The 17,598-nt window shown below is 71.9% G+C and carries 17 protein-coding genes; 9 read left to right on the top strand and 8 right to left on the bottom strand.

The genetic code is table 11. The annotated features are described in order from the left end of the window. Positions 1 to 168: 168 nt before the first annotated feature. Positions 169 to 666, bottom strand: a complete 498-nt coding sequence (locus tag CIB93_RS21580; RefSeq protein ID WP_096629030.1) for a hypothetical protein — start codon at positions 664 to 666, stop codon at positions 169 to 171. Positions 667 to 972: 306 nt separating this feature from the next. Between CIB93_RS21580 and CIB93_RS21575 the strand changes: the two genes are divergently transcribed. Further along, positions 973 to 1,206: a hypothetical protein gene (locus tag CIB93_RS21575; protein ID WP_096629029.1), complete on the top strand. Its 234-nt coding sequence runs from the start codon at positions 973 to 975 to the stop codon at positions 1,204 to 1,206. A 59-nt stretch (positions 1,207 to 1,265) separates the two neighbouring features. On the opposite strand, the gene CIB93_RS21570 is transcribed toward CIB93_RS21575, so the two are convergent. Continuing rightward, positions 1,266 to 1,904 (bottom strand): response regulator transcription factor, encoded by a 639-nt coding sequence (locus CIB93_RS21570; RefSeq protein WP_096629027.1) that lies wholly within the window; start codon positions 1,902 to 1,904, stop codon positions 1,266 to 1,268. Further along, positions 1,901 to 3,505, bottom strand: a complete 1,605-nt coding sequence (locus CIB93_RS21565) for a histidine kinase (protein WP_373558781.1) — start codon at positions 3,503 to 3,505, stop codon at positions 1,901 to 1,903. The genes CIB93_RS21570 and CIB93_RS21565 overlap by 4 nt, the downstream gene beginning before the upstream one ends. A gap of 163 nt (positions 3,506 to 3,668) precedes the next feature. On the opposite strand from CIB93_RS21565, the gene CIB93_RS21560 reads away from it, so the two are divergent. The 4 genes from CIB93_RS21560 to CIB93_RS21545 all read left to right on the top strand — a co-directional run bounded on the left by CIB93_RS21560 (position 3,669) and on the right by CIB93_RS21545 (position 7,615). After that, positions 3,669 to 4,226: a heme-binding protein gene (locus CIB93_RS21560; RefSeq protein WP_096629026.1), complete on the top strand. Its 558-nt coding sequence runs from the start codon at positions 3,669 to 3,671 to the stop codon at positions 4,224 to 4,226. A 37-nt stretch (positions 4,227 to 4,263) separates the two neighbouring features. Continuing rightward, positions 4,264 to 4,860, top strand: a complete 597-nt coding sequence (locus tag CIB93_RS21555; RefSeq protein ID WP_096629024.1) for an ankyrin repeat domain-containing protein — start codon at positions 4,264 to 4,266, stop codon at positions 4,858 to 4,860. Continuing rightward, entirely contained in the window at positions 4,857 to 6,080 is a 1,224-nt protein-coding gene (locus CIB93_RS21550) for a YncE family protein (RefSeq protein WP_179500195.1), read from the top strand. The genes CIB93_RS21555 and CIB93_RS21550 overlap by 4 nt, the downstream gene beginning before the upstream one ends. 137 nt (positions 6,081 to 6,217) lie before the next feature. Continuing rightward, on the top strand, positions 6,218 to 7,615 hold the full coding sequence (locus tag CIB93_RS21545) for a M1 family metallopeptidase (protein ID WP_096629023.1): 1,398 nt from the start codon (positions 6,218 to 6,220) through the stop codon (positions 7,613 to 7,615). Between the two features lie 103 nt (positions 7,616 to 7,718). Here CIB93_RS21545 and CIB93_RS21540 read toward each other — a convergent pair whose 3' ends face one another. Beyond that, the gene (locus CIB93_RS21540) at positions 7,719 to 8,294 is read right to left on the bottom strand and encodes a TerD family protein (RefSeq protein ID WP_096629021.1); all 576 of its coding nucleotides are present in this window, start codon (positions 8,292 to 8,294) and stop codon (positions 7,719 to 7,721) included. 201 nt (positions 8,295 to 8,495) lie between these two features. Between CIB93_RS21540 and arfB the strand changes: the two genes are divergently transcribed. Next, positions 8,496 to 8,930: an alternative ribosome rescue aminoacyl-tRNA hydrolase ArfB gene (gene arfB, locus CIB93_RS21535; RefSeq protein ID WP_096629020.1), complete on the top strand. Its 435-nt coding sequence runs from the start codon at positions 8,496 to 8,498 to the stop codon at positions 8,928 to 8,930. Positions 8,931 to 8,944: 14 nt separating this feature from the next. Here arfB and CIB93_RS21530 read toward each other — a convergent pair whose 3' ends face one another. After that, positions 8,945 to 9,451, bottom strand: coding sequence for a flavin reductase family protein (locus CIB93_RS21530; RefSeq protein WP_096629018.1), 507 nt, complete (start codon positions 9,449 to 9,451; stop codon positions 8,945 to 8,947). 387 nt (positions 9,452 to 9,838) lie between these two features. Between CIB93_RS21530 and cdgB the strand changes: the two genes are divergently transcribed. Both cdgB and CIB93_RS21520 read left to right on the top strand, forming a co-directional pair. Next, positions 9,839 to 11,491, top strand: coding sequence for a diguanylate cyclase CdgB (gene cdgB, locus CIB93_RS21525; protein ID WP_096629017.1), 1,653 nt, complete (start codon positions 9,839 to 9,841; stop codon positions 11,489 to 11,491). Between the two features lie 144 nt (positions 11,492 to 11,635). Further along, positions 11,636 to 12,640: a carbohydrate-binding protein gene (locus CIB93_RS21520; RefSeq protein ID WP_096629015.1), complete on the top strand. Its 1,005-nt coding sequence runs from the start codon at positions 11,636 to 11,638 to the stop codon at positions 12,638 to 12,640. A gap of 68 nt (positions 12,641 to 12,708) precedes the next feature. On the opposite strand, the gene CIB93_RS21515 is transcribed toward CIB93_RS21520, so the two are convergent. The 3 genes from CIB93_RS21515 to CIB93_RS21505 all read right to left on the bottom strand — a co-directional run bounded on the left by CIB93_RS21515 (position 12,709) and on the right by CIB93_RS21505 (position 15,843). Then, a complete protein-coding gene (locus tag CIB93_RS21515; RefSeq protein WP_096629014.1) occupies positions 12,709 to 13,635 on the bottom strand; it encodes a 1-phosphofructokinase family hexose kinase in 927 nt (308 codons plus the stop codon). Between the two features lie 157 nt (positions 13,636 to 13,792). Then, a complete protein-coding gene (gene nagA, locus CIB93_RS21510) occupies positions 13,793 to 14,950 on the bottom strand; it encodes an N-acetylglucosamine-6-phosphate deacetylase (protein WP_096629012.1) in 1,158 nt (385 codons plus the stop codon). Beyond that, the gene (locus CIB93_RS21505; RefSeq protein ID WP_257002302.1) at positions 14,950 to 15,843 is read right to left on the bottom strand and encodes an ROK family protein; all 894 of its coding nucleotides are present in this window, start codon (positions 15,841 to 15,843) and stop codon (positions 14,950 to 14,952) included. The genes nagA and CIB93_RS21505 overlap by 1 nt, the downstream gene beginning before the upstream one ends. Positions 15,844 to 16,275: 432 nt before the next feature. Between CIB93_RS21505 and CIB93_RS21500 the strand changes: the two genes are divergently transcribed. Next, positions 16,276 to 17,556, top strand: coding sequence for an ABC transporter substrate-binding protein (locus CIB93_RS21500; protein ID WP_096629008.1), 1,281 nt, complete (start codon positions 16,276 to 16,278; stop codon positions 17,554 to 17,556). Positions 17,557 to 17,598: the final 42 nt, after the last annotated feature.

Below are 17,598 nucleotides of genomic sequence, written 5' to 3'. Positions count from 1 at the left end.
GGGAGGCGGGGGGGGGAGGTCATCCCGTACGGGGCAGTACGGGATACCTGGTTACCGGTAACCAGTTACGGGTTTCGGGTTTCGGGCGAGGGAGGCACGAGGCGCGTATGAGTGAGGGCGCGAGGGACGTACGAGGCAGATACGGGTCGCCTCGGTTCTCTTGCCGGCTCACACACGGGGGAAGCGGGCCTGGAGGTCCCAGATCACGGGGTTGTCGGCGAGGCCCTCGTGCATGTCGGCCAGATCGGCGATCAGGTCGTGCAGGAAGTCGCGCGCCTCGCGGCGCAGGAGGGAGTGGCTGAAGGTGAGCGGGGGCTCGTCGCCGGGCATCCAGTCCGCCTCGACGTCGACCCAGCCGAAGCGACGCTCGAAGATCATGACGTCCGAGGACTCGGTGAAGTCCAGCTCCGCGTACTGCCGCCGGTGCGAGCGGTTGCCGCGCGGGTCCTGGTCGATCTGCTCGACGATGTCGCACAGCGCCCACGCGAAGTCGAGCACCGGCACCCATCCCCAGGCTGTGGACACCTCGCGGTCCGCCTTGGTGTCCGCGAGGTAGACGTCGCCGGAGAACAGATCGTGGCGCAGCGCGCGGACGTCCGCGCGGCGGTAGTCGGTCTGCGGGGGGTCGGGGAAGCGACGGGAGAGGGAGTAGCCGATGTCGAGCACGGATCGATGGTGTCATGCCCGGTCACCGGGGCTGACACGATCGGGTGAGGGCGCAGGTTCTTCTTCGCGGTGTTCAGCGTGGCCTGGGCGGCCTTGGTGGCGGCAGCCACGGTCAGGTGCGTGGTCTGCCGGAGGCTGCGACGCGGATTGTCGTGGTGTCGTGACCGGCGGAGCAGGTGAACTGGGCGGTGCGAAGCTCTCGCCGAGGCGCTCCGGGCCACGGACGCCGATGCCGCAGCGGTCTTCGCCGAATTCACCGAGGCGGGTCTGGGAGCCACCCCGGCCCGTGAGATCTGGAGGAACCTGATGGGCACTGGGCTGAGTCACTTCCGGGGCTTCGTCGCCGAATCCTTCCGCGACGAAGGTCGTGTGGAAAGCCGGGCCGAGGACATTCTGCGGATTCTCGCGGTGCGCGGTGTGGAGGTGCCGGACGCGGCACGGCAGCGCATCACCACGTGTACCGACCTTGCGGTGCTCGACGTGTGGTTCGAGCGGGCGGTCACCACATCGAGTGTCGACGCCTTGTTCGACGAGAGCTGATCCGAAGGCCGGTTCGAGAGCCGACCTTCGACGATCAGAACGAGGCCGCCGGCCGAGCCCTACGGCAGCAGACGCTGTTCCTTCGCGACCGATACCGCGCCCGCGCGGGTGTCGACGCCGAGCTTGTCGTAGATCCGGCCCAGGTGGGTCTTGACCGTGGCCTCGCTGATGAACAGGGCGCGGGCGATGTCGCGGTTGCCGAGGCCCTGGGAGAGCTGGGCGAGGATGTCGCGTTCCCGGTCGGTGAGGCTGGGGCGGGGGCTGCGCATCCGGGCCATGACGCGGCTGGCGACGGGGGCCGAGAGCGTGGTGCGGCCCTGGGCCGCGGACCGGATAGCGGCGAACAGTTCCTCGGGGCGTTCGGCCTTCAGCAGGTAGCCGGTGGCGCCGGCCTCGATGGCGCGGGTGATGTCGGCGTCGGTGTCGTACGTGGTCAGAACCAGGACGTGGACGGTGCCGTCGGCGGCGATGCGGCGGGTCGCCTCGACGCCGTCGATGCCCTCGCCGAGCTGGAGGTCCATGAGGACGACGTCCGGGGTGAGCCGGGCGGCGAGCACCACGGCCTCCTCGCCGCTGCCCGCCTCGCCGACGACCTCGATGTCCGGTTCGCTGCCGAGGAGGGCGAGCAGTCCGGCGCGCACGACCACGTGGTCGTCGCAGAGCAGGATGCGTACGGGAGTTGTCGGGCGGCTGGTCATGAGGGCTCCTCCGGGGCGCTGGGGGCCGGGGCCGTGGTGAGGGGGACCTCGGCCGAGAGCACCGTGCCCTCGCCCGGCGCCGACTCGATCGTGAGCGTTCCGCCGAGCTGGTGCACTCGGGCCCGCATCGCCGGGAGGCCGTGGCCGCGGACGGTGGGGGTGCCGTGTGCGCCTGCGGGCTCCACGGTGAAGCCGCGGCCGTTGTCGGCGATGTCCAGGACCACCCGGTCGTCCAGGTGGGTCAGGGTCAGGCCGGCGGCGGTCGCCCCGGAGTGCTCCCCCACATTGGCCAGGGCCCCTTGGGCGATGCGCAGCAGGGCGGACTGCACCCGGTCCGGCAGGGGGGTGTGCGGAGTGCCCTCCACGTGGCACCGGACGGTCAGGGCGCCCTGGGCCTGCGCCGTCTCGCGGGCCGCCAGCGCGTGCAGCGCCGCCTCCAGGCCGCCGCCCTCCGCGAGGTCGGCCGGGGCCAGGTCGTGGACGAAGCGGCGGGCCTCGGCGAGGTTGCGTTCGGCGATACCCGTGGCGGTACGGACATGGCGGCGGGCGGCGTCCGGGTCGGCGGTCCAGGTGCGGTCGGCGGCCTGGAGCAGCATCTGCTGGCTGGACAGGCCCTGCGCGAGGGTGTCGTGGATCTCCATGGAGAGCCGCTGGCGTTCGGCGAGGGTGCCCTCGCGGCGCTCGGTGGCGGCGAGTTCGCGCCGGGTGCGCAGCAGGTCGTCGATCAGCTCGCGCTGGCGTGCGGCCAGTTCCCGTTGGCGTACCGCCTGGCGCTGCATATGGACGAAGACGGCGGTCGCTACGGCGGCCACGGCGGGCGGGGCGAGTACCAGGTTCGGGTCGAACCCGGTCGCCAGGCGCAGTTGCGCGGCGACGACGAACGCCGTGAGCAGGGCGACGAGCGCGAGTGCCGCACGCGGCGGCAGGATGCGCAGCCCCGTGTAGAAGAGCGGCACCGCGCACCACGCGAAGCTCGGCGCGAGCACGACCAGCACCATCCAGACGACGACGAGGACCCCGAGCCAGGTGAGCCGGCGCGGGGTGGGGCGCGAGCCGAGGACCGGGCCGAGGAGGTAGAGCGCCGCGAGGGTGATGGAGAGAGCGATGATCCACGGGGTGCGGGCCTCGCCGGGGTGCCGCATCAGGAAGCGGGTCAGCGAGGCGCCGAGCAGCAGGAAGAACGCGGCGTGCATGAGGAGCGCGAGCCAGCGGGCGTCGGGGTCCGGGCCGGTGGGGACGTTCTCCTCCGCGCTGTGCGGATGGGGGTCGCCCCTGTCCGGGCCGTGCGGACGGTGGGCACCCTTCCCCGCGGCGTGCGGACGGTGGGCACCCTTCCCCGCGGCGTGCGGACGGTGGGCACCCTTCCCCGCGGCGTGCGGACGGGGGGCACTCTTCTCCGCGTTGTGCGGACGGGGGTCACCCCTTTCCAAGTCGTGCGGACGGGGGGCACCCTTCTCCCCCTCGTGCGCACCGGAGCCACCCCTCTCCGCGTCGCGCGGACCGCTTGGGTGGTGCACCTCATACCTCGCGTTCCCTGTGTCGCCGCCCCTGTTGACCTGCGCAGATCCCTCCATGGTGGCCCGGTCCGACCACCCCCGCATCAACCGATCGGCTGATGGGGACGTCAGCCGTCCCGCGCGCCGCTTCCAGCCGGTACGTCGACCGTACGGGGCCGGATCCGTCGGGAGGATCGATACCAGAGCGAAACGCCCGGCCCGCTCGTACGAACCACCGGGCCGCCCCGGAAACCATCAAGGAGCCACCATGAAGAAGCTGTCGCTGCGTACCCGTGTCGTCACCGGTGCCGTTGTCGTCGCCGCTCTCGGGGCCGGGACGTTCGGCGCGATGTCCGCGAGCGCCTCCTCCCCGGCTGCCGCCCCCGCCGCCGCGGTCAAGGCCGACACGAAGAACCGCAACCTCCAGCAGACCACGCACCTGACCGTGGCTGCCGCCACCAAGGCCGCCCAGGCCACGCTGGACGCCGCGAAGAAGGAGAACCAGCGCGTCTCCGTCGCTGTGGTCGACCGCAACGGCAACACCATCGTCACCCTGCGCGGCGACGGCGCGGGCCCGCAGTCCCCCGAGTCCGCCGTGAAGAAGGCGTACACCGCCGTCTCCTGGAACGCCCCCACCTCCGAGCTGGTCAAGCGCCTGGAGCAGGCCCCGAACCTGAAGGACATCCCCGGCACCCTGTTCCTCGGCGGCGGCGCCCCGGTCCAGGCCAAGGGCGCCCCGGTGGCGGGCATCGGCGTGGCCGGCGCGCCCAGCGGCGACCTCGACGAGAAGTTCGCCCGGGCGGGCGTCGCCGCCCTCGCCCGGTAGTCGCGTCCGCACAGGCACAGCCGAGAACGGAGTACCCATGAACGCCCTCGATCACGACCTGCTCACCGCCGCACGCACCGGCGACGCCGAAGGTGCGCGCACCGCGATCGAGGGCGGTGCCCGGGTCGACGTCCGCGACGACGAGCTGCGCACCCCCCTGCTGCTCGCCGTCCACGGTGACCATGTCGAGGTGGCCCGGCTGCTCGTGGCGGCCGGGGCCGACCCGAACGCCCAGGACCGCCGTGAGGACAGCCCCTGGCTGGTCACCGGGGTCACCGGCAGCGTTGCGATGCTGCACGTGCTGCTGCCCGCCGGACCGGACCTGACCCTGCGCAACCGGTTCGGCGGCGTCTCCCTCATCCCTGCCAGCGAACGCGGCCATGTCGCGTACGTACGGGAGGTGCTGCGCGTCACCGACATCGACGTCGACCACGTGAACCGGCTCGGCTGGACCGCCCTGCTGGAGGCGGTGATCCTCGGCGAGGGCGGCCGGGCGCACCAGGAGGTCGTGGAACTGCTGCTCGCGGCCGGGGCGACACGGGATCTGCCCGACGGGGACGGGGTCACCCCGCTCGCCCACGCCGAGCGGCGCGGGTTCGCGGAGCTGGCCGCGCTGCTGCGAGACGCCGCATGACCGCGAAGCGCGGTCCCCGCGCCCGCCGCACAGCCACGGCACCCGTCACCCGCGCCCGCCGCATCACGCTCGCCCTCGTCGCCGCCGCCCTGCTCGCCGGGTGCGCGACCGGCACCACGGAGGCCGCCCCGGACACCTCCGGCACCCCGGCCGGGTCCGCCGCGCCGAGCACCGTGCGCACCCCCGACCCCTCCCGTACCCCCACCGGCCGCACGGCCGACGGGACTCTCCTCGTCGCCGACTTCGGCAGCGACACCGTGACCTTCGTCGACCCGGGGCGCGACGGGTCCGGGGAGGGCGGGGCCCCCATCGCCTCGGTCGAGGTAGGCACCGCCCCCTATGGCCTCGTCGTCGGCGAGGACGGGCGTGCCTGGGTCGCCACCGCCGAGGGCGTCGCGGTCGTGGACACGCGACGGCGGACACGCCTCGCGCTCATCCCGTACGAGACGGAGACCGGACCCGTCACCGCCGGCGAGTACCGGGGCGGCGGCATGGGCATCGCCCTGGCCCCCGGCGGCGAGCACGTCTACGTCGGCGTCAACGTGCCCGACGGCAACGGCACCGTGGAGGTCATCGACACCGAGGCCGGCGAGGTCACCGGCACCGCGCCGGTCGGACGTCGCCCCTTCGACGTGGACGTCTCGCCGGACGGCCGTGAGGTGTACGCCACCGATCACGACTCCTTCGACGTCACGGCGGTGGACGCGGACACACTCAGGACCCGGCGCATGGAAGTCGCCCCGTACGGCACCGAGGGCGGGCTCGGCTCCTGGCTCAAGCCGCACTACGCCGTCGTACGCCCCGCGGACGGCAAGCTGCTGCTGCCCTTCGAGGGGGAGCGGCTCGCGGTCCTCGACCCGCGCACCGGCGAGGTGACGGTCGAGCGGATGACCGCCAACACCCACCAGCACGGCGCGGCCCTCACCCCCGACGGCACTCTCCTCGTCGTCGGCACCGGCCCGATCGGCTCGGACGACGAGGGCCCCTCGCTCACCGTCCGCACTCCTGACGGCAAGGAGCGGGTCGTCCCGCTGAAGGGACCGCACGAGGACGTGGCGGTGTCGAAGGACGGCCGGACGGCGTACGTCACCGGCGGCTTCACCCGCGACGGTTACTGGAACGGGATCACGGTCGTCGACCTGGACGGCATGGAGGACCCGGAGAGCGAACCGGTCCGCCTGACGGCGGGCAACCGGCCCCTCGGTATCGCCGTCCTCTGAGCAGAACCCGCTTCCCTCAGCAGAGGAAGCCGCCTCCCTGAGCCGAAGCCGCCCGCCCGTTCCCCGAGGCGGGCGGCTTCTCCCTGACCCGAACTGATCGACAGGCTTTGGCGGCAGGCCCGCCTAGGATCGACCGGGTGAATCTCCGCCCCCCGGCCCGTACCGCGTCCTTCCTCCTCGCCCTCGCCCTCCTCAGCGCGGGCTGTTCCGGCGGGGTCGAGGGCACGCCGGGCGCGGCCGGGCTGCGCGACCCGTACTTCCCCGGGCTCGGCAACGACGGCTACGACGTCACGCACTACGGCCTGAAGCTCGACGTCGACCCGGCCGCCGACCGGCTGCGCGGCACGGCGACGATCACCGCCCGCGCCACCCAGGACCTGAGCGCGTTCCACCTCGACCTGGCCGGGCTGGACGTCGAGAGCGCGACCGTCGCGGGTCGGCCGGCTGCCGTGAACCGGGCGGGCAAGGAGATGACGCTGCGTCCGGCGGGGGCGGTGGAACACCGGTTGCACAAGGGGCGCACGTTCACCACTGTTGTGCGCTACTCCGGATCTCCGGAGACCCTCACCGACGCGGACGGTGAGAAGGAGGGCTGGCTGCGGACGGCGGACGGTGCGGTGGCCCTCGGCGAGCCGACCGGCTCCATGGCCTGGTTCCCCGGCAACCACCACCCGAGCGACAAGGCCGTGTACGACATCGAGATCACCGTGCCCGAGGCGCTGACCGCCGTCTCCAACGGGGAGTTGGTGTCCCGGCGTACGGAAGGCGGCCGTACCGCCTTCCGCTGGCGGACCGCCGAGCCCATGGCGAGCTATCTGGCGACGGTGGCCGTGGGCCGGTTCGCCACGGAGGAGTCGGTGACGCCTGACGGCATCCGGCTGTTCACCGCCGTGGATCCGGAGTCGGCGGCGGCGAGCGAGGACGTGCTGGGGCGGATTCCGGCGGTGCTGAAGTGGTCGGCCGGGAAGTTCGGCCCGTACCCCTTCGCCTCCGCCGGGGCGATCGTCGAGCGGACGGGTGACTCGACGTACGCCCTGGAGACCCAGAACCGGCCCGTCTTCCCAGGCCCGCCCGACACCGCTCTCCTCGTCCACGAGCTGGCCCACCAGTGGTTCGGGAACTCCGTCACCCCCGCGACCTGGCGGGACATGTGGCTCAACGAGGGCTTCGCCACGTACGCGGAGTGGCTCTGGGCCGCCGACCACGAGGACGTGCCCGTCGAGGAGAGCTTCGAGGAGGCGTACCGGAACGACGCCAACTGGGCTTTCCCGCCCGCCGATCCGCCGAACGCCGTGGATCTGTCCGATCCGCCGGTGTACGGGCGCGGGGCCATGGTCGTGCACCGCGTCCGGCTCGCCATGGACGACGACCCGGCGTTCTTCGCCCTCGTCAGGGGGTGGACCAAGGCCCACCGGCACGGGAACGCCTCCACCGACGACTTCACCGCGTACGTGGAGGAGGAGACGGGGCAGGATCTGACCGGGCTGTGGGACGCCTGGCTGTACGGCGAAAGCCGGCCGCCCGGGGAGGGCTGACCTGCGCACGCGGGCAGAGGACCCGTCGCGCGCCGGAGCCCCCGGCCGCGCGGTGCGGCCGGGGGCTCGGGTGAAGCCGGTGAAGCTGTTGTGCCCGCTCGGGTCAGAGGTTGACGCCGAAGTCCTGGGCGATGCCGCGCAGGCCCGAGGCGTAACCCTGGCCGACCGCGCGGAACTTCCACTCGGCGCCGTTGCGGTAGAGCTCGCCGAAGACCATGGCGGTCTCGGTGGCGGCGTCCTCGCTCAGGTCGTAGCGGGCGATCTCGGCGCCGCCGGCCTGGTTGAGGATGCGGATGAACGCGTTGCGGACCTGGCCGAAGTTCTGGCTGCGGGTCTCGGCGTCGTAGATGGAGACCGGGAAGACGATCTTGTCCACATCGGCCGGCAGGCCTGCCAGGTTGACGTTGATCTGCTCGTCGTCGCCCTCGCCCTCACCCGTGACGTTGTCACCGGTGTGCACGATGGTCTGGTCCGGCGTCGACTTGTTGTTGAAGAAGACGAAGTGGCCGTCGGAGAAGACCTTCCCCGCCGGGTTGACCGCGATCGCCGAGGCGTCGAGGTCGAAGTCGGTGCCGGTGGTGGTACGGACGTCCCAGCCGAGGCCGACCGTGACGGCGGTCAGGCCCGGTGCCTCCTTGGTGAGCGAGACGTTGCCGCCCTTGGACAGGCTTACTGCCATGGGAAGTCCCTTTCCTCGTCGTGTGCGGGCTTCGTGCCATCACGAAGCTACCGTCATCCGTCATAACGCAAGCAGCAGACCACGAGGTTCCTGTTCGCTTTACTTTCTTTGCCGAACTTCCTCCGGACGGGATCCTGCGGCGAGAACCGGACGGGTTCCGGCGGCAAAAGAAGGTGACGGGCGGGGTGCGGGGAGGGGACCATGGGTGTCATGTCCGGGCCCTATGTCATCCGCGGTTCGGTCTCCCTCCCGGAGGCCGAGCTCATGTGGCGTTTCTCGCGCTCCTCGGGCCCCGGCGGCCAGCACGTCAACACCAGCGACTCGCAGGTGGAGCTGCGCTTCGACCTGGCGGCGACCGACGCGCTCCCCGATGTGTGGAAGGCGCGGGCGCTGGAGCGGCTCGCGGGCAGGCTGGTGGGCGGAGTCGTCTCCGTACGGGCGTCCGAGCACCGCTCCCAGTGGCGCAACCGCGAGACGGCCGCCGTGCGGCTCGCCGCGCTGCTGGCCGAGGCCACGGCGCCGCCGCCCAAGCCGCGCATCAAGCGGAAGATCCCGCGCGGGATCAACGAGCGCAGGCTGCGCGAGAAGAAGCAGCGCGGCGACACGAAGCGCGGCCGCTCGGGCCGCGACTGGTAGCCCGGTCGGGCCCGTCAGCCCAGCTGTCGGTAGCGCCCCTTGAAGTACGTCAGCGGGTCCCCGTCCGGGCTCGGCAGCTCCGCCGTCAGCACCCGCCCGATCACCAGGGTGTGGTCCCCGGCCGCCACCCGCTGCTCGGTCCGGCACTCCAGCGTCGCCAGCGCCCCGCCGATCAGCGGCGCGTGCGTCACCTCGCCGCGTACGTACGCGATGTCCTCGAACAACAGCCGGTCGCTGATCCGGCCCTTCATGGCGAACCGGCCCGCGATGTGCCGCTGGCTCGCCGCCAGGACGGAGACCGCCCACAGCGGCTGCTCGTCGAGGAGGTCGTCCATCCTGGAGCCGTTGCGCAGGCTCACCATCACCAGGGGCGGGTCCAGGGACACGGACATGAAGGCGGTCGCCGTCATACCGACGTCCTCGCCCCGGCCGTCCGCGTCGAGGGGCGGTTCCTGGGCGGTGACCAGCACCACCCCGGCGGCCAGCCGCGCGAGTGCGGCGCGGAACTCGTCGTTGCTCACTCCCTCAGCATGGGGGATGGGCTCGGGGCGCGGGGTGGGGGGTTTCGTCTGGAGCACACCGGAACGCTAGCCGTGGCGGCCGGACGACCGCATCGGGCCAAGGGACCAAGCCGGTCCTAGGACTCCGGGACGGGCCCCGGACGGGCCCCCGGGACGCGCTCATGAACGGACCCTGAATAGATCCTGAACGGGATCGGAACGACAGTTGTCGTTCCGGGTCACTGGCAACCCATGATCATCTATTGTGACTTGAGTCACAGAGTCCATTTTCTGCTGACCCTGTGTACCGGGTGCACAGCTCACTGTGATTCAGTGGCGGGGACACTGCAAACAAGTACGTCGATATGAAACCTGGAGTTGCTGTCGAGGTCTCGGGGAGTGCGAGCAATGGAGGCCGAGTCGGAGCCGTATGTCCGCCTTGCGACCATGCGGCAGCTGCATCAGGCCGTCGCTGATCTCAACACGGCGCGGAGCCTGGCGGACACGCTTCAGTCCGTGGCCGACGGCATCGTCACGGGCCTCGGCTACGAGCTGGGCTGCGTCAACCTGGTCCGGCCCGACGGCGACCTCGTCATCGCCGCCTTCGCGGGCAACGCCGCCGCCGAAGCCCTCATCACCGGCCGCGTCGGCTCCCGCACCTCCTGGGAGCGCCGTCTCTCCATGGGCGAGGCCTGGGACGACCTCCGGTTCATCCCGCACACCGAGGGCTGGGTCCTCCTCGACGACGACGTGCCGCAGTGGCACACCGAGGGTCCCGAGCCCAGGTTCGAGGACGAGTGGCATCCGCTGGACCGGCTCTACGCCCCGATGTACGCATCCGGCGGCGGCCGGGACCTCCTCGGTGTCATATCCGTCGACCGGCCGCGCAACGGGCGCCGCCCCGGAGCGTGGGGGCGCGAGGCGCTCCAGATGTACGCGTCCCAGGCCGCCATCGCGATCAGCAACGCCCGGCTGCGGGCCAACATGCAGCGCGCCCTGGTCAGACTCGAACGCGAACAGCAGGCGCTGCGGGCCAGCGAGGAGTCGTTCCGGCAGGCCTTCGAGTACGCGCCCAGCGGGATGGCCATCGCGGAGATGGGCGGCGACCAGCAGGGCAGGCTGCTGCGGACCAACGACGCCCTGTGCCGGCTGCTCGGCCGCCCGGCCTCCGTCATGCGCCGCTACTCCTTCGCCGACCTGGTCCACCCCGAGGACATCGGCACCCTGCTGCGTACCTCCGCCGAGGGCGGCCGGGCCGAGCTGCGGCTGAGCCGCCGTGACGGCACGTACCTCTGGGTCTCCCTGCGTAACTCGGTGGTCGCGGACGCCGCCGACGGGCCGCGCTTCCTGCTCACCCATGTCGAGGACATCGAGGAGCGCAAGCGCCACGAACTGAACCTCGCGCACCGCGCCTCGCACGACGCGCTGACCGGGCTGCCCAACAGCGCCGAGCTGAAGTCGCGGCTCAGCGCCCGGCTCTGTGGGCGTCCGCACTCCCCGGCCGCGACCGCGATCGAGGCGCTGGACGCGGCGTACGGGGACGTCGAGTCGTCCCTCACCCACGGCTACCGCGCCGACGGGTACGAAGGGGAGGCGCTGCCCGGCGGTCCCTACGACCACCATGTGCACGCGGTGGCCCCCGACCCGGAGCACGACGACGGGACGAAGGGGCTCGCGGTGCTCTTCTGCGACCTCGACGGCTTCAAGTCCATCAACGACCGTTTCGGACATCACACCGGTGACGCGGTCCTCATCGAGGTGGCCCGGCGGCTGACCACCTGTGTCCGGGACGGTGACACCGTCGCCCGGCTCGGGGGTGACGAATTCGTCGTTCTCGCCGACGGCCTCGGATCGGCGGACGCCGCTGACCTGGCCGTACGCCTGCGGAATGCCATCATTCCGCCCATAAGGGTCGACGGTCGCGCCGTTCGGGTCGGGGCGAGTTTCGGCATCGGCTGGGCCGAGTGCGGGATGACCGTGGAAGAGGTCCTGCGCTCCGCCGACCAGCGGATGTACGTGGAGAAACGGTCCCGGTCGAAGGTTCACCGCAGGGCCGGCTGACGTTCACGGCCCCGTTCCTCCCCTACCCCGTACCGGCTTTCCCGGCCCCGTCCCGGCCCATGATCGCAATTCGGGCCCTGCTCCGTTCGAGGTAGGCTCGGCCGGTCGGCGACGGCTGGCGACATGGTGAGGAGTGACCCAGGGATGACGGCCGGGAACAACGGCGCGAGCAAGCCCGAGGACGACGATCCGTTCGGCTATCTGTACGCGGACGGACAGGCGGCAGGCGCCCAGGCGCCCGGCCAGGGCGGCTACGGCTATCCGGGTCCGGCCGCGCAGCCGGGCGTGCCCAGAACGTCGTACAACCAGGTGCGGGCCGTCGGTGAGCGCCAGTACGGGCAGCAGGCGCCTGCGCAGGCGCCCCCGCAGCAGGGGTACGGCTACCCGCCCCAGCAGCAGTACGGCCAGCCCGCGCAGCAGTACAACCGGCCGAACCCGCAGTACGCGGCCCCCGAGACCTACCCCGGCGGCGCGCCCGCCGGGCAGCACCCGGCCCAGGGCGGTCACGGCGGCCCCGGCCGCGGCGGCCCGAACACCAAGGCGCTCCTGATCGCGGCGGTCGCCGTGGTCGCGGTCGTCCTCATCGGCATCGGCGCGGCCCTGCTCACGGGCGACGACGGTGACAAGGACGACAAGAGCAACGAGGCCTCCTCCTCGCAGGGCTCCGCGGGCCAGGTCGAGGAGTCGAAGAAGCCGGAGGAGAAGCCCGAGCCGACCCCGACCCCCGTCGAGCTCCCGAAGCAGGACGCGGCGACGCTGACGCTGGGCGGCACGGCCTCCCTGGACAACACGGTCAAGGGTGCCAAGGGCGCGAACGGGAACTACATCAACCTCAACGAGGTCGGCCGCTCGGCGACCTGGACGGTCGAGGTTCCCGAGGCCGGCGCGTACACCCTGTACGTGACCTACGGCGTGCCCGGCAAGGACGCGAAGACGACCCTGACCGTCAACGCGCAGGAGCCCCGCTCCATCAACATGAAGAACTTCGCGAAGGCCGCCGAGGGCGATCTGGAGAAGGGCTGGACGAACACGTACGCGTACGTCCAGCTCGACAAGGGCTCCAACACCCTCAAGCTGTCGTGCGAGACGGGCGACGAGTGCGACGCCAACCTCGACCAGCTTGAGCTGAAGTCGGGCCACATCAAATAGCGGCAGCCGCCAAGAAGAACGGCTGACCGCCACCCGCCGTACCGACGCCCTGATCGCCGCCCAGGTGGTCAGGGCGTCGGCGTGTGCGGCTCCACGCGTACGCGCGGCAGCAGTTCCACGTAGGCCGCCGCGTCGAACTCCCCGGCCGTCGGGGCGAGCACCGTCGCCGTCGACAGGGCCACCGCGCGGGCCAGGCGCTGCGGCCAGTCCAGCCCCTCGGCCAGGGCGGACAGCAGACCGGCCACCGCGGAGTCGCCCGCTCCGGTCGGGTTGCCGCGCACCGGGGCGGGCGGGGCGGCCCGCCAGGTGCCCTCGGGGGTGACGGCGAGCACGCCCTCCGGGCCCAGGGAGGCGATCACCGCGTGGGCCCCGCGGCGGCGTGCGTCCCCGGCGGCGCGCAGCGGCTCGCGGGCGCCGGTCAGCCGGGCCAGCTCCTCCGCGTTCGGCTTGACCAGGTCGGGGCGGGCGGCGATGCCCCGGCGCAGGGGTTCGCCGCTGGTGTCCAGGAGGACGGGCACGGCGGCGGCGCGGGCGGCCCGGACCAGCTCGGCGTAGGCGCCGACGTGGATGCCGGGCGGCAGGGAGCCGCACAGCGCGACCGCGTCGGCCTCCGCGAGGAGCTCCTCGTACGTCCGCACGAAAGCGGCCCATTCCGCGGGGCTCACCTGCGGTCCGGGCTCGTTGAGCTGGGTGGTGTCACCGGTCGAGCGGTCGGTGACGGCGAGCGTGCGGCGGGTGTTCCCGGCGACCGGGACGAGCGCGTCGCGCGGTGGGAGCGGGGCGAGCAGGGAGCGCAGGACGTCTCCGGTGGGGCCTCCGGCGAAGCCGGTGACGACGGCCTCGTGGCCGAGCGCGCCGAGGACCCGGGCGACGTTGAGGCCTTTGCCGCCGGGGCGTTCGATGACCTCGCCGACCCGGTGGCTGCTGTGCGGGACGAGCGCGTCGACGGTGTACGTCACGTCCAGCGCGGTGTTCAGAGTGACGGTCAGGATCACCTCTGCCGGTCCCTCCCTCGGGTGCATGGCCCCAGTGGTGCGCGCCTCGCTGCGGCACGCGCTTCTGATGATCATGTCAAAACGATGGCGGTCGGCCCAGTGCCGGGCGCCGACCGCCATCGCTTCGTTACCCGTCGGCCTGGTCAGGCTAGGCGGACTAGTCCGACTTGGGCTCGACGATCCACTCGCCCTGCCGCATGACGCCCTTGAGGACGAAGTCCTCGTCGAGGACGACCAGGTCGGCGTCCTTGCCCGGGTCCAGCGAACCGACCCGGTCGTAGACGCCGAGCAGCCGCGCGGGGTTGGCGGAGATGGACCGGACGACGTCCTCGACGGGGATCTCGTCGATGGTGACGGCCCGCCGGAACGCGGTGTCCAGGGTGAGCGTGGAGCCCGCGATCGAGCCGCCCTCCACCAGCCGGGCCACACCGTCGGTGACCTCGACCGCGAGCGGGCCGAGCTGGTACTCGCCGTCGCCGAAGCCCGCCGCGTCCATCGCGTCGGTGATCAGCGCGACCCGGCCCGCGCCCTTGTGGCGGTAGGCCAGCTCCAGGACCGCCGGGTGCAGGTGGGTGCCGTCGTTGATCAGCTCGACCGTGATCCGGTCGTCCTCCAGGAGGGCGGCGATCGGGCCGGGCTCGCGGTGGGCGAGCGGCGGCATCGCGTTGAACAGGTGCGTGGCGACGGTCGCGCCCGCGTCGATGGCCTCGACGGTCTGCTCGTACGTCGCGTCCGTGTGGCCGATGGCCGCGATGACCCCGTGCTCGGCGAGGAGCCGCACCGAGTCGATGCCGCCGGGCAGCTCGGTGGCCAGGGTGAACATCCGGGCGGTGCCGCGGGCCGCGTCCAGCAGCTTGCGGACCTCGGCCGGGTCCGGGTCGCGCAGCAGCGCCTCGCTGTGGGCGCCCTTGCGGCACGGCGAGATGAAAGGGCCCTCGAAGTGGATTCCGGCCAGGTCGCCCTGCTCGACCAGTTCGGACAGGACGCCCGCGCGCCGGGCGAGGAAGTCCATCTCGCCGGTGACGGTGGAGGCGACCAGGGTGGTGGTGCCGTGCTCGCGGTGCGTACGGATGCCGGTGAGGACCTCGTCAACGGTGCCGGAGGTGAAGGAGGCCCCGCCGCCGCCGTGGTTGTGCATGTCCACGAAGCCGGGGACCACCCAGTGGCCGGAGAGGTCGACGGTCCGGGCGCCCTCCGGCGCGGAGCCGGCGATCCGGGTGCCCTCGACGGTCACCCGGCCGTCCTCGACGGTGCCGGTGGGGAGCACCACCCGGGCGCCGGCGAGAACGGTGCTGTCTGCTGCGCGTCCGGCCATCAGGCGGAAACCTCCGTGGAGAGTAGATCCCAGGCGAGCAGCCCCGCGCCCAGGCATCCGGCGGTGTCCCCGAGGGCCGCCGGGACGATGTGGGGCAGCTTCTGGAACGTGACGCGTTCCTCGACGGCCGCACGCAGTGGTGTGAACAAGGTTTCCCCGGCCTCGGCGAGCCCGCCACCGATGATGATTTTGCGGGGGTCCAGCAGGGTGAGCGCGGTGACGAGGCCCGAGGTGAGCGCGTCGACGGCGTTGTGCCAGACCTCGACCGCCGCCGGGTCGCCCGACTCGACGGCCTTCGCGCAGTCCGCGGCGTCCGCCTCGGGGTCCCCGGAGGCGGTGGCCCAGGCCCGGCTCACGGCGGACGCGGAGGCCAGGGTCTCCAGACAGCCGCGCTGGCCGCAGCCGCATTCCGGGCCGTCCGGGCGGACCACGATGTGCCCGATCTCGCCCGCGTACCCGTGGGCACCCGCCTCGATGGCGCCCGCGATGCCGATGGCCCCGGCGATCCCGGTGCCCAGCGGGACGAACAGGAAGCGGTCCGCGCCGCGCCCGGCGCCGATGCGGCCCTCGGCGAGCCCGCCGGTACGGACGTCGTGGCCGAGGGCGACCGGGATGCCGCCGAGCCGCTCACCGAGCAGGGCGCGCAGCGGTACGTCGCGCCAGCCCAGGTTCGCCGCGTAGACCGCGATCCCCTGCTCGGCGTCGACGATGCCGGGTACGGCGACGCCCGCGGCGACGGCGCTCTGGCCGAAGTGTTCCTCGCCGTGGGCGCGAAGCTCCGCGGCGAATCCGAGGATGGTCTCGACGACCGCGTCGGCGCCGCGCTTCCGGCCGGTGGCCCGCCGCGCCTGGTGGAGCAGCGTGCCGTCGGCCCCGACCAGTGCGGCCTTCATTCCGGTGCCGCCCACATCGAGGGCGATGACATGTCTCACGGAAGACAGTTTCGCCCGCCGACTCCAAAAGGTCTAGTCCACTAGCACTGTTTGTTGCGCATCCATACAAAATGATGGACGAGTGAAGGCGGGGCTTTTTGTGCCGTAAAGCGACGAAATGGAAACCAGGATCGGGGGGAATCCGGACCAAAGGTCTGGACCAAGATACGGGGTGCGGGTCCCCGACTGCCAGTAACCGTGCGCCAGTTGTGGCCTCCAGAGCCCGTATACGTTGCCGAAGCGATACTCCGATGGTGTAGACCGCCGCCTCGGCGATGGGGGAAAATCGCAGTTCATCCGGACGGTGCCAGGACAGCTGGCGGTGCCGCGACCGACAGGAACGGCCGTGGGCGACGCCAGGAGCACCGCCCGTGAGCAAGGCGATCAACGAGGATGGGCGAGGCTGTGCAGCGGCGCTTTTTGGGTCTGACCGCGGTGGTGGCCGCGCTGGGAATGACGGCAACGTTGTCTGCCTGTGGCGGCGGTGAGAGCGAATCGGGCGACGTGACCCTGAAGCTGGTCGCCGCCGACTACGGCACCGGCCCGGCCAACAGCTCCGAGAAGTACTGGAGCGGGGTCGCGGCGGGCTTCGAGGAGGAGCACCCCGGCATCAAGGTCGATGTCACCGTCCTCTCCTGGAAGGACGTCGACCGCGAGGTCGCCGAGATGGTCAAGGCCGGCAAGGCCCCGGACATCGCCCAGATCGGCGCGTACGCCGACTACGCCAAGGACGGCAAGCTCTACACCGCCGACGAGACGCTCGCCATCCGCACCACGGCGAACTTCCTTCCCTCGCTCACCGACGCCGGCCGGGTCGACGGCACCCTCTACGGGATGCCCTTCGTCGCCAGCACCCGGCTGCTCTTCTACAACGAGAAGCTCTTCGACCAGGCGGGCCTGGACGCCCCCGAGACCTGGGACGACATCGCCGCCGGCGCCGCCGCGCTCAAGGCGAAGGGCGTCGACTACCCCTTCGCCCTGCCGCTCGGGCAGGAGGAGGCCCAGGCCGAGACCCTCATGTGGCTGCTCAGCGGTGGCGGCGGCTACACGGACGAGGTCGGCGCGTACGACATCGACTCGGCCGCGAACATCAACACCTTCCGCTGGCTCCGGGACAACCTGGTCGGCAAGGGCCTCACCGGCCCCGTCGCACCGGCCAAGCTCGACCGGGCCAAGGCGTTCGAGGCGTTCACCGAGGGCAAGGTCGGCATGCTCAACGGCCACCCCACGCTGATGGACGAGGCCGAGGCCAAGGGCGTCAAGGTCGGCATGGTCCCGCTGCCCGGCGCCGACGGGCCGACCACGGGCTCCATGGGCGTCGCCGACTGGATGATGGGCTTCAAGCAGAACGGTCACCGCAAGGAGATCGGCAAGTTCCTCGACTACGCCTACACCGACGAGAACGTCCTCGCCTTCGCCGAGGAGTACGACCTGCTCCCGGTCACGGGCAGCGCCTCCGCCGCGATGGAGTCGGACAAGAAGCACAAGAAGCTGCACGAGTTCCTGGCGGCCCTGCCGAACTCGACGCTGCCCCCCTTCGGCAAGACGTCCTGGGCCACGGTCAGCGACGCGGTCAAGAGGAAGATCGGCGAGGCGGTCGCCCCGGGCAGCAACCCCGAGAGCGTGCTCGGCGGGATATCCGCCGAGGCGACGCAGGCGGAGGCGGCGGAGTAGTCGGTCGGTGTCGTTGTCGGGGGTGGGCGTTAGGTTGGTTGA

Origin of the sequence: Streptomyces sp. WZ.A104, assembly GCF_002382885.1 — a bacterium.
In the GTDB taxonomy this organism is placed as follows: Bacteria; Actinomycetota; Actinomycetes; order Streptomycetales; family Streptomycetaceae; genus Streptomyces.
The sequence above is the reverse complement of the archived record's forward strand: the minus strand, read 5'-3'. Positions and strand labels throughout refer to the sequence as shown.

What these genes read in the sequence shown, in the direction of transcription:
- CIB93_RS21565 (WP_373558781.1), bottom strand. Translation starts at nt 3,505, where the DNA reads ATGCGGGGGTGGTCGGACCGGGCCACCATGGAGGGATCTGCGCAGGTC.
- CIB93_RS21505 (WP_257002302.1), bottom strand. Translation starts at nt 15,843, where the DNA reads ATGAAGGCCGCACTGGTCGGGGCCGACGGCACGCTGCTCCACCAGGCG.
- CIB93_RS21520 (WP_096629015.1), top strand. Translation starts at nt 11,636, where the DNA reads ATGACGGCCGGGAACAACGGCGCGAGCAAGCCCGAGGACGACGATCCG.
- arfB (WP_096629020.1), top strand. Translation starts at nt 8,496, where the DNA reads ATGGGTGTCATGTCCGGGCCCTATGTCATCCGCGGTTCGGTCTCCCTC.
- CIB93_RS21540 (WP_096629021.1), bottom strand. Translation starts at nt 8,294, where the DNA reads ATGGCAGTAAGCCTGTCCAAGGGCGGCAACGTCTCGCTCACCAAGGAG.
- nagA (WP_096629012.1), bottom strand. Translation starts at nt 14,950, where the DNA reads ATGGCCGGACGCGCAGCAGACAGCACCGTTCTCGCCGGCGCCCGGGTG.
- cdgB (WP_096629017.1), top strand. Translation starts at nt 9,839, where the DNA reads ATGGAGGCCGAGTCGGAGCCGTATGTCCGCCTTGCGACCATGCGGCAG.
- CIB93_RS21550 (WP_179500195.1), top strand. Translation starts at nt 4,857, where the DNA reads ATGACCGCGAAGCGCGGTCCCCGCGCCCGCCGCACAGCCACGGCACCC.
- CIB93_RS21570 (WP_096629027.1), bottom strand. Translation starts at nt 1,904, where the DNA reads ATGACCAGCCGCCCGACAACTCCCGTACGCATCCTGCTCTGCGACGAC.
- CIB93_RS21560 (WP_096629026.1), top strand. Translation starts at nt 3,669, where the DNA reads ATGAAGAAGCTGTCGCTGCGTACCCGTGTCGTCACCGGTGCCGTTGTC.
- CIB93_RS21500 (WP_096629008.1), top strand. Translation starts at nt 16,276, where the DNA reads ATGGGCGAGGCTGTGCAGCGGCGCTTTTTGGGTCTGACCGCGGTGGTG.
- CIB93_RS21575 (WP_096629029.1), top strand. Translation starts at nt 973, where the DNA reads ATGGGCACTGGGCTGAGTCACTTCCGGGGCTTCGTCGCCGAATCCTTC.
- CIB93_RS21555 (WP_096629024.1), top strand. Translation starts at nt 4,264, where the DNA reads ATGAACGCCCTCGATCACGACCTGCTCACCGCCGCACGCACCGGCGAC.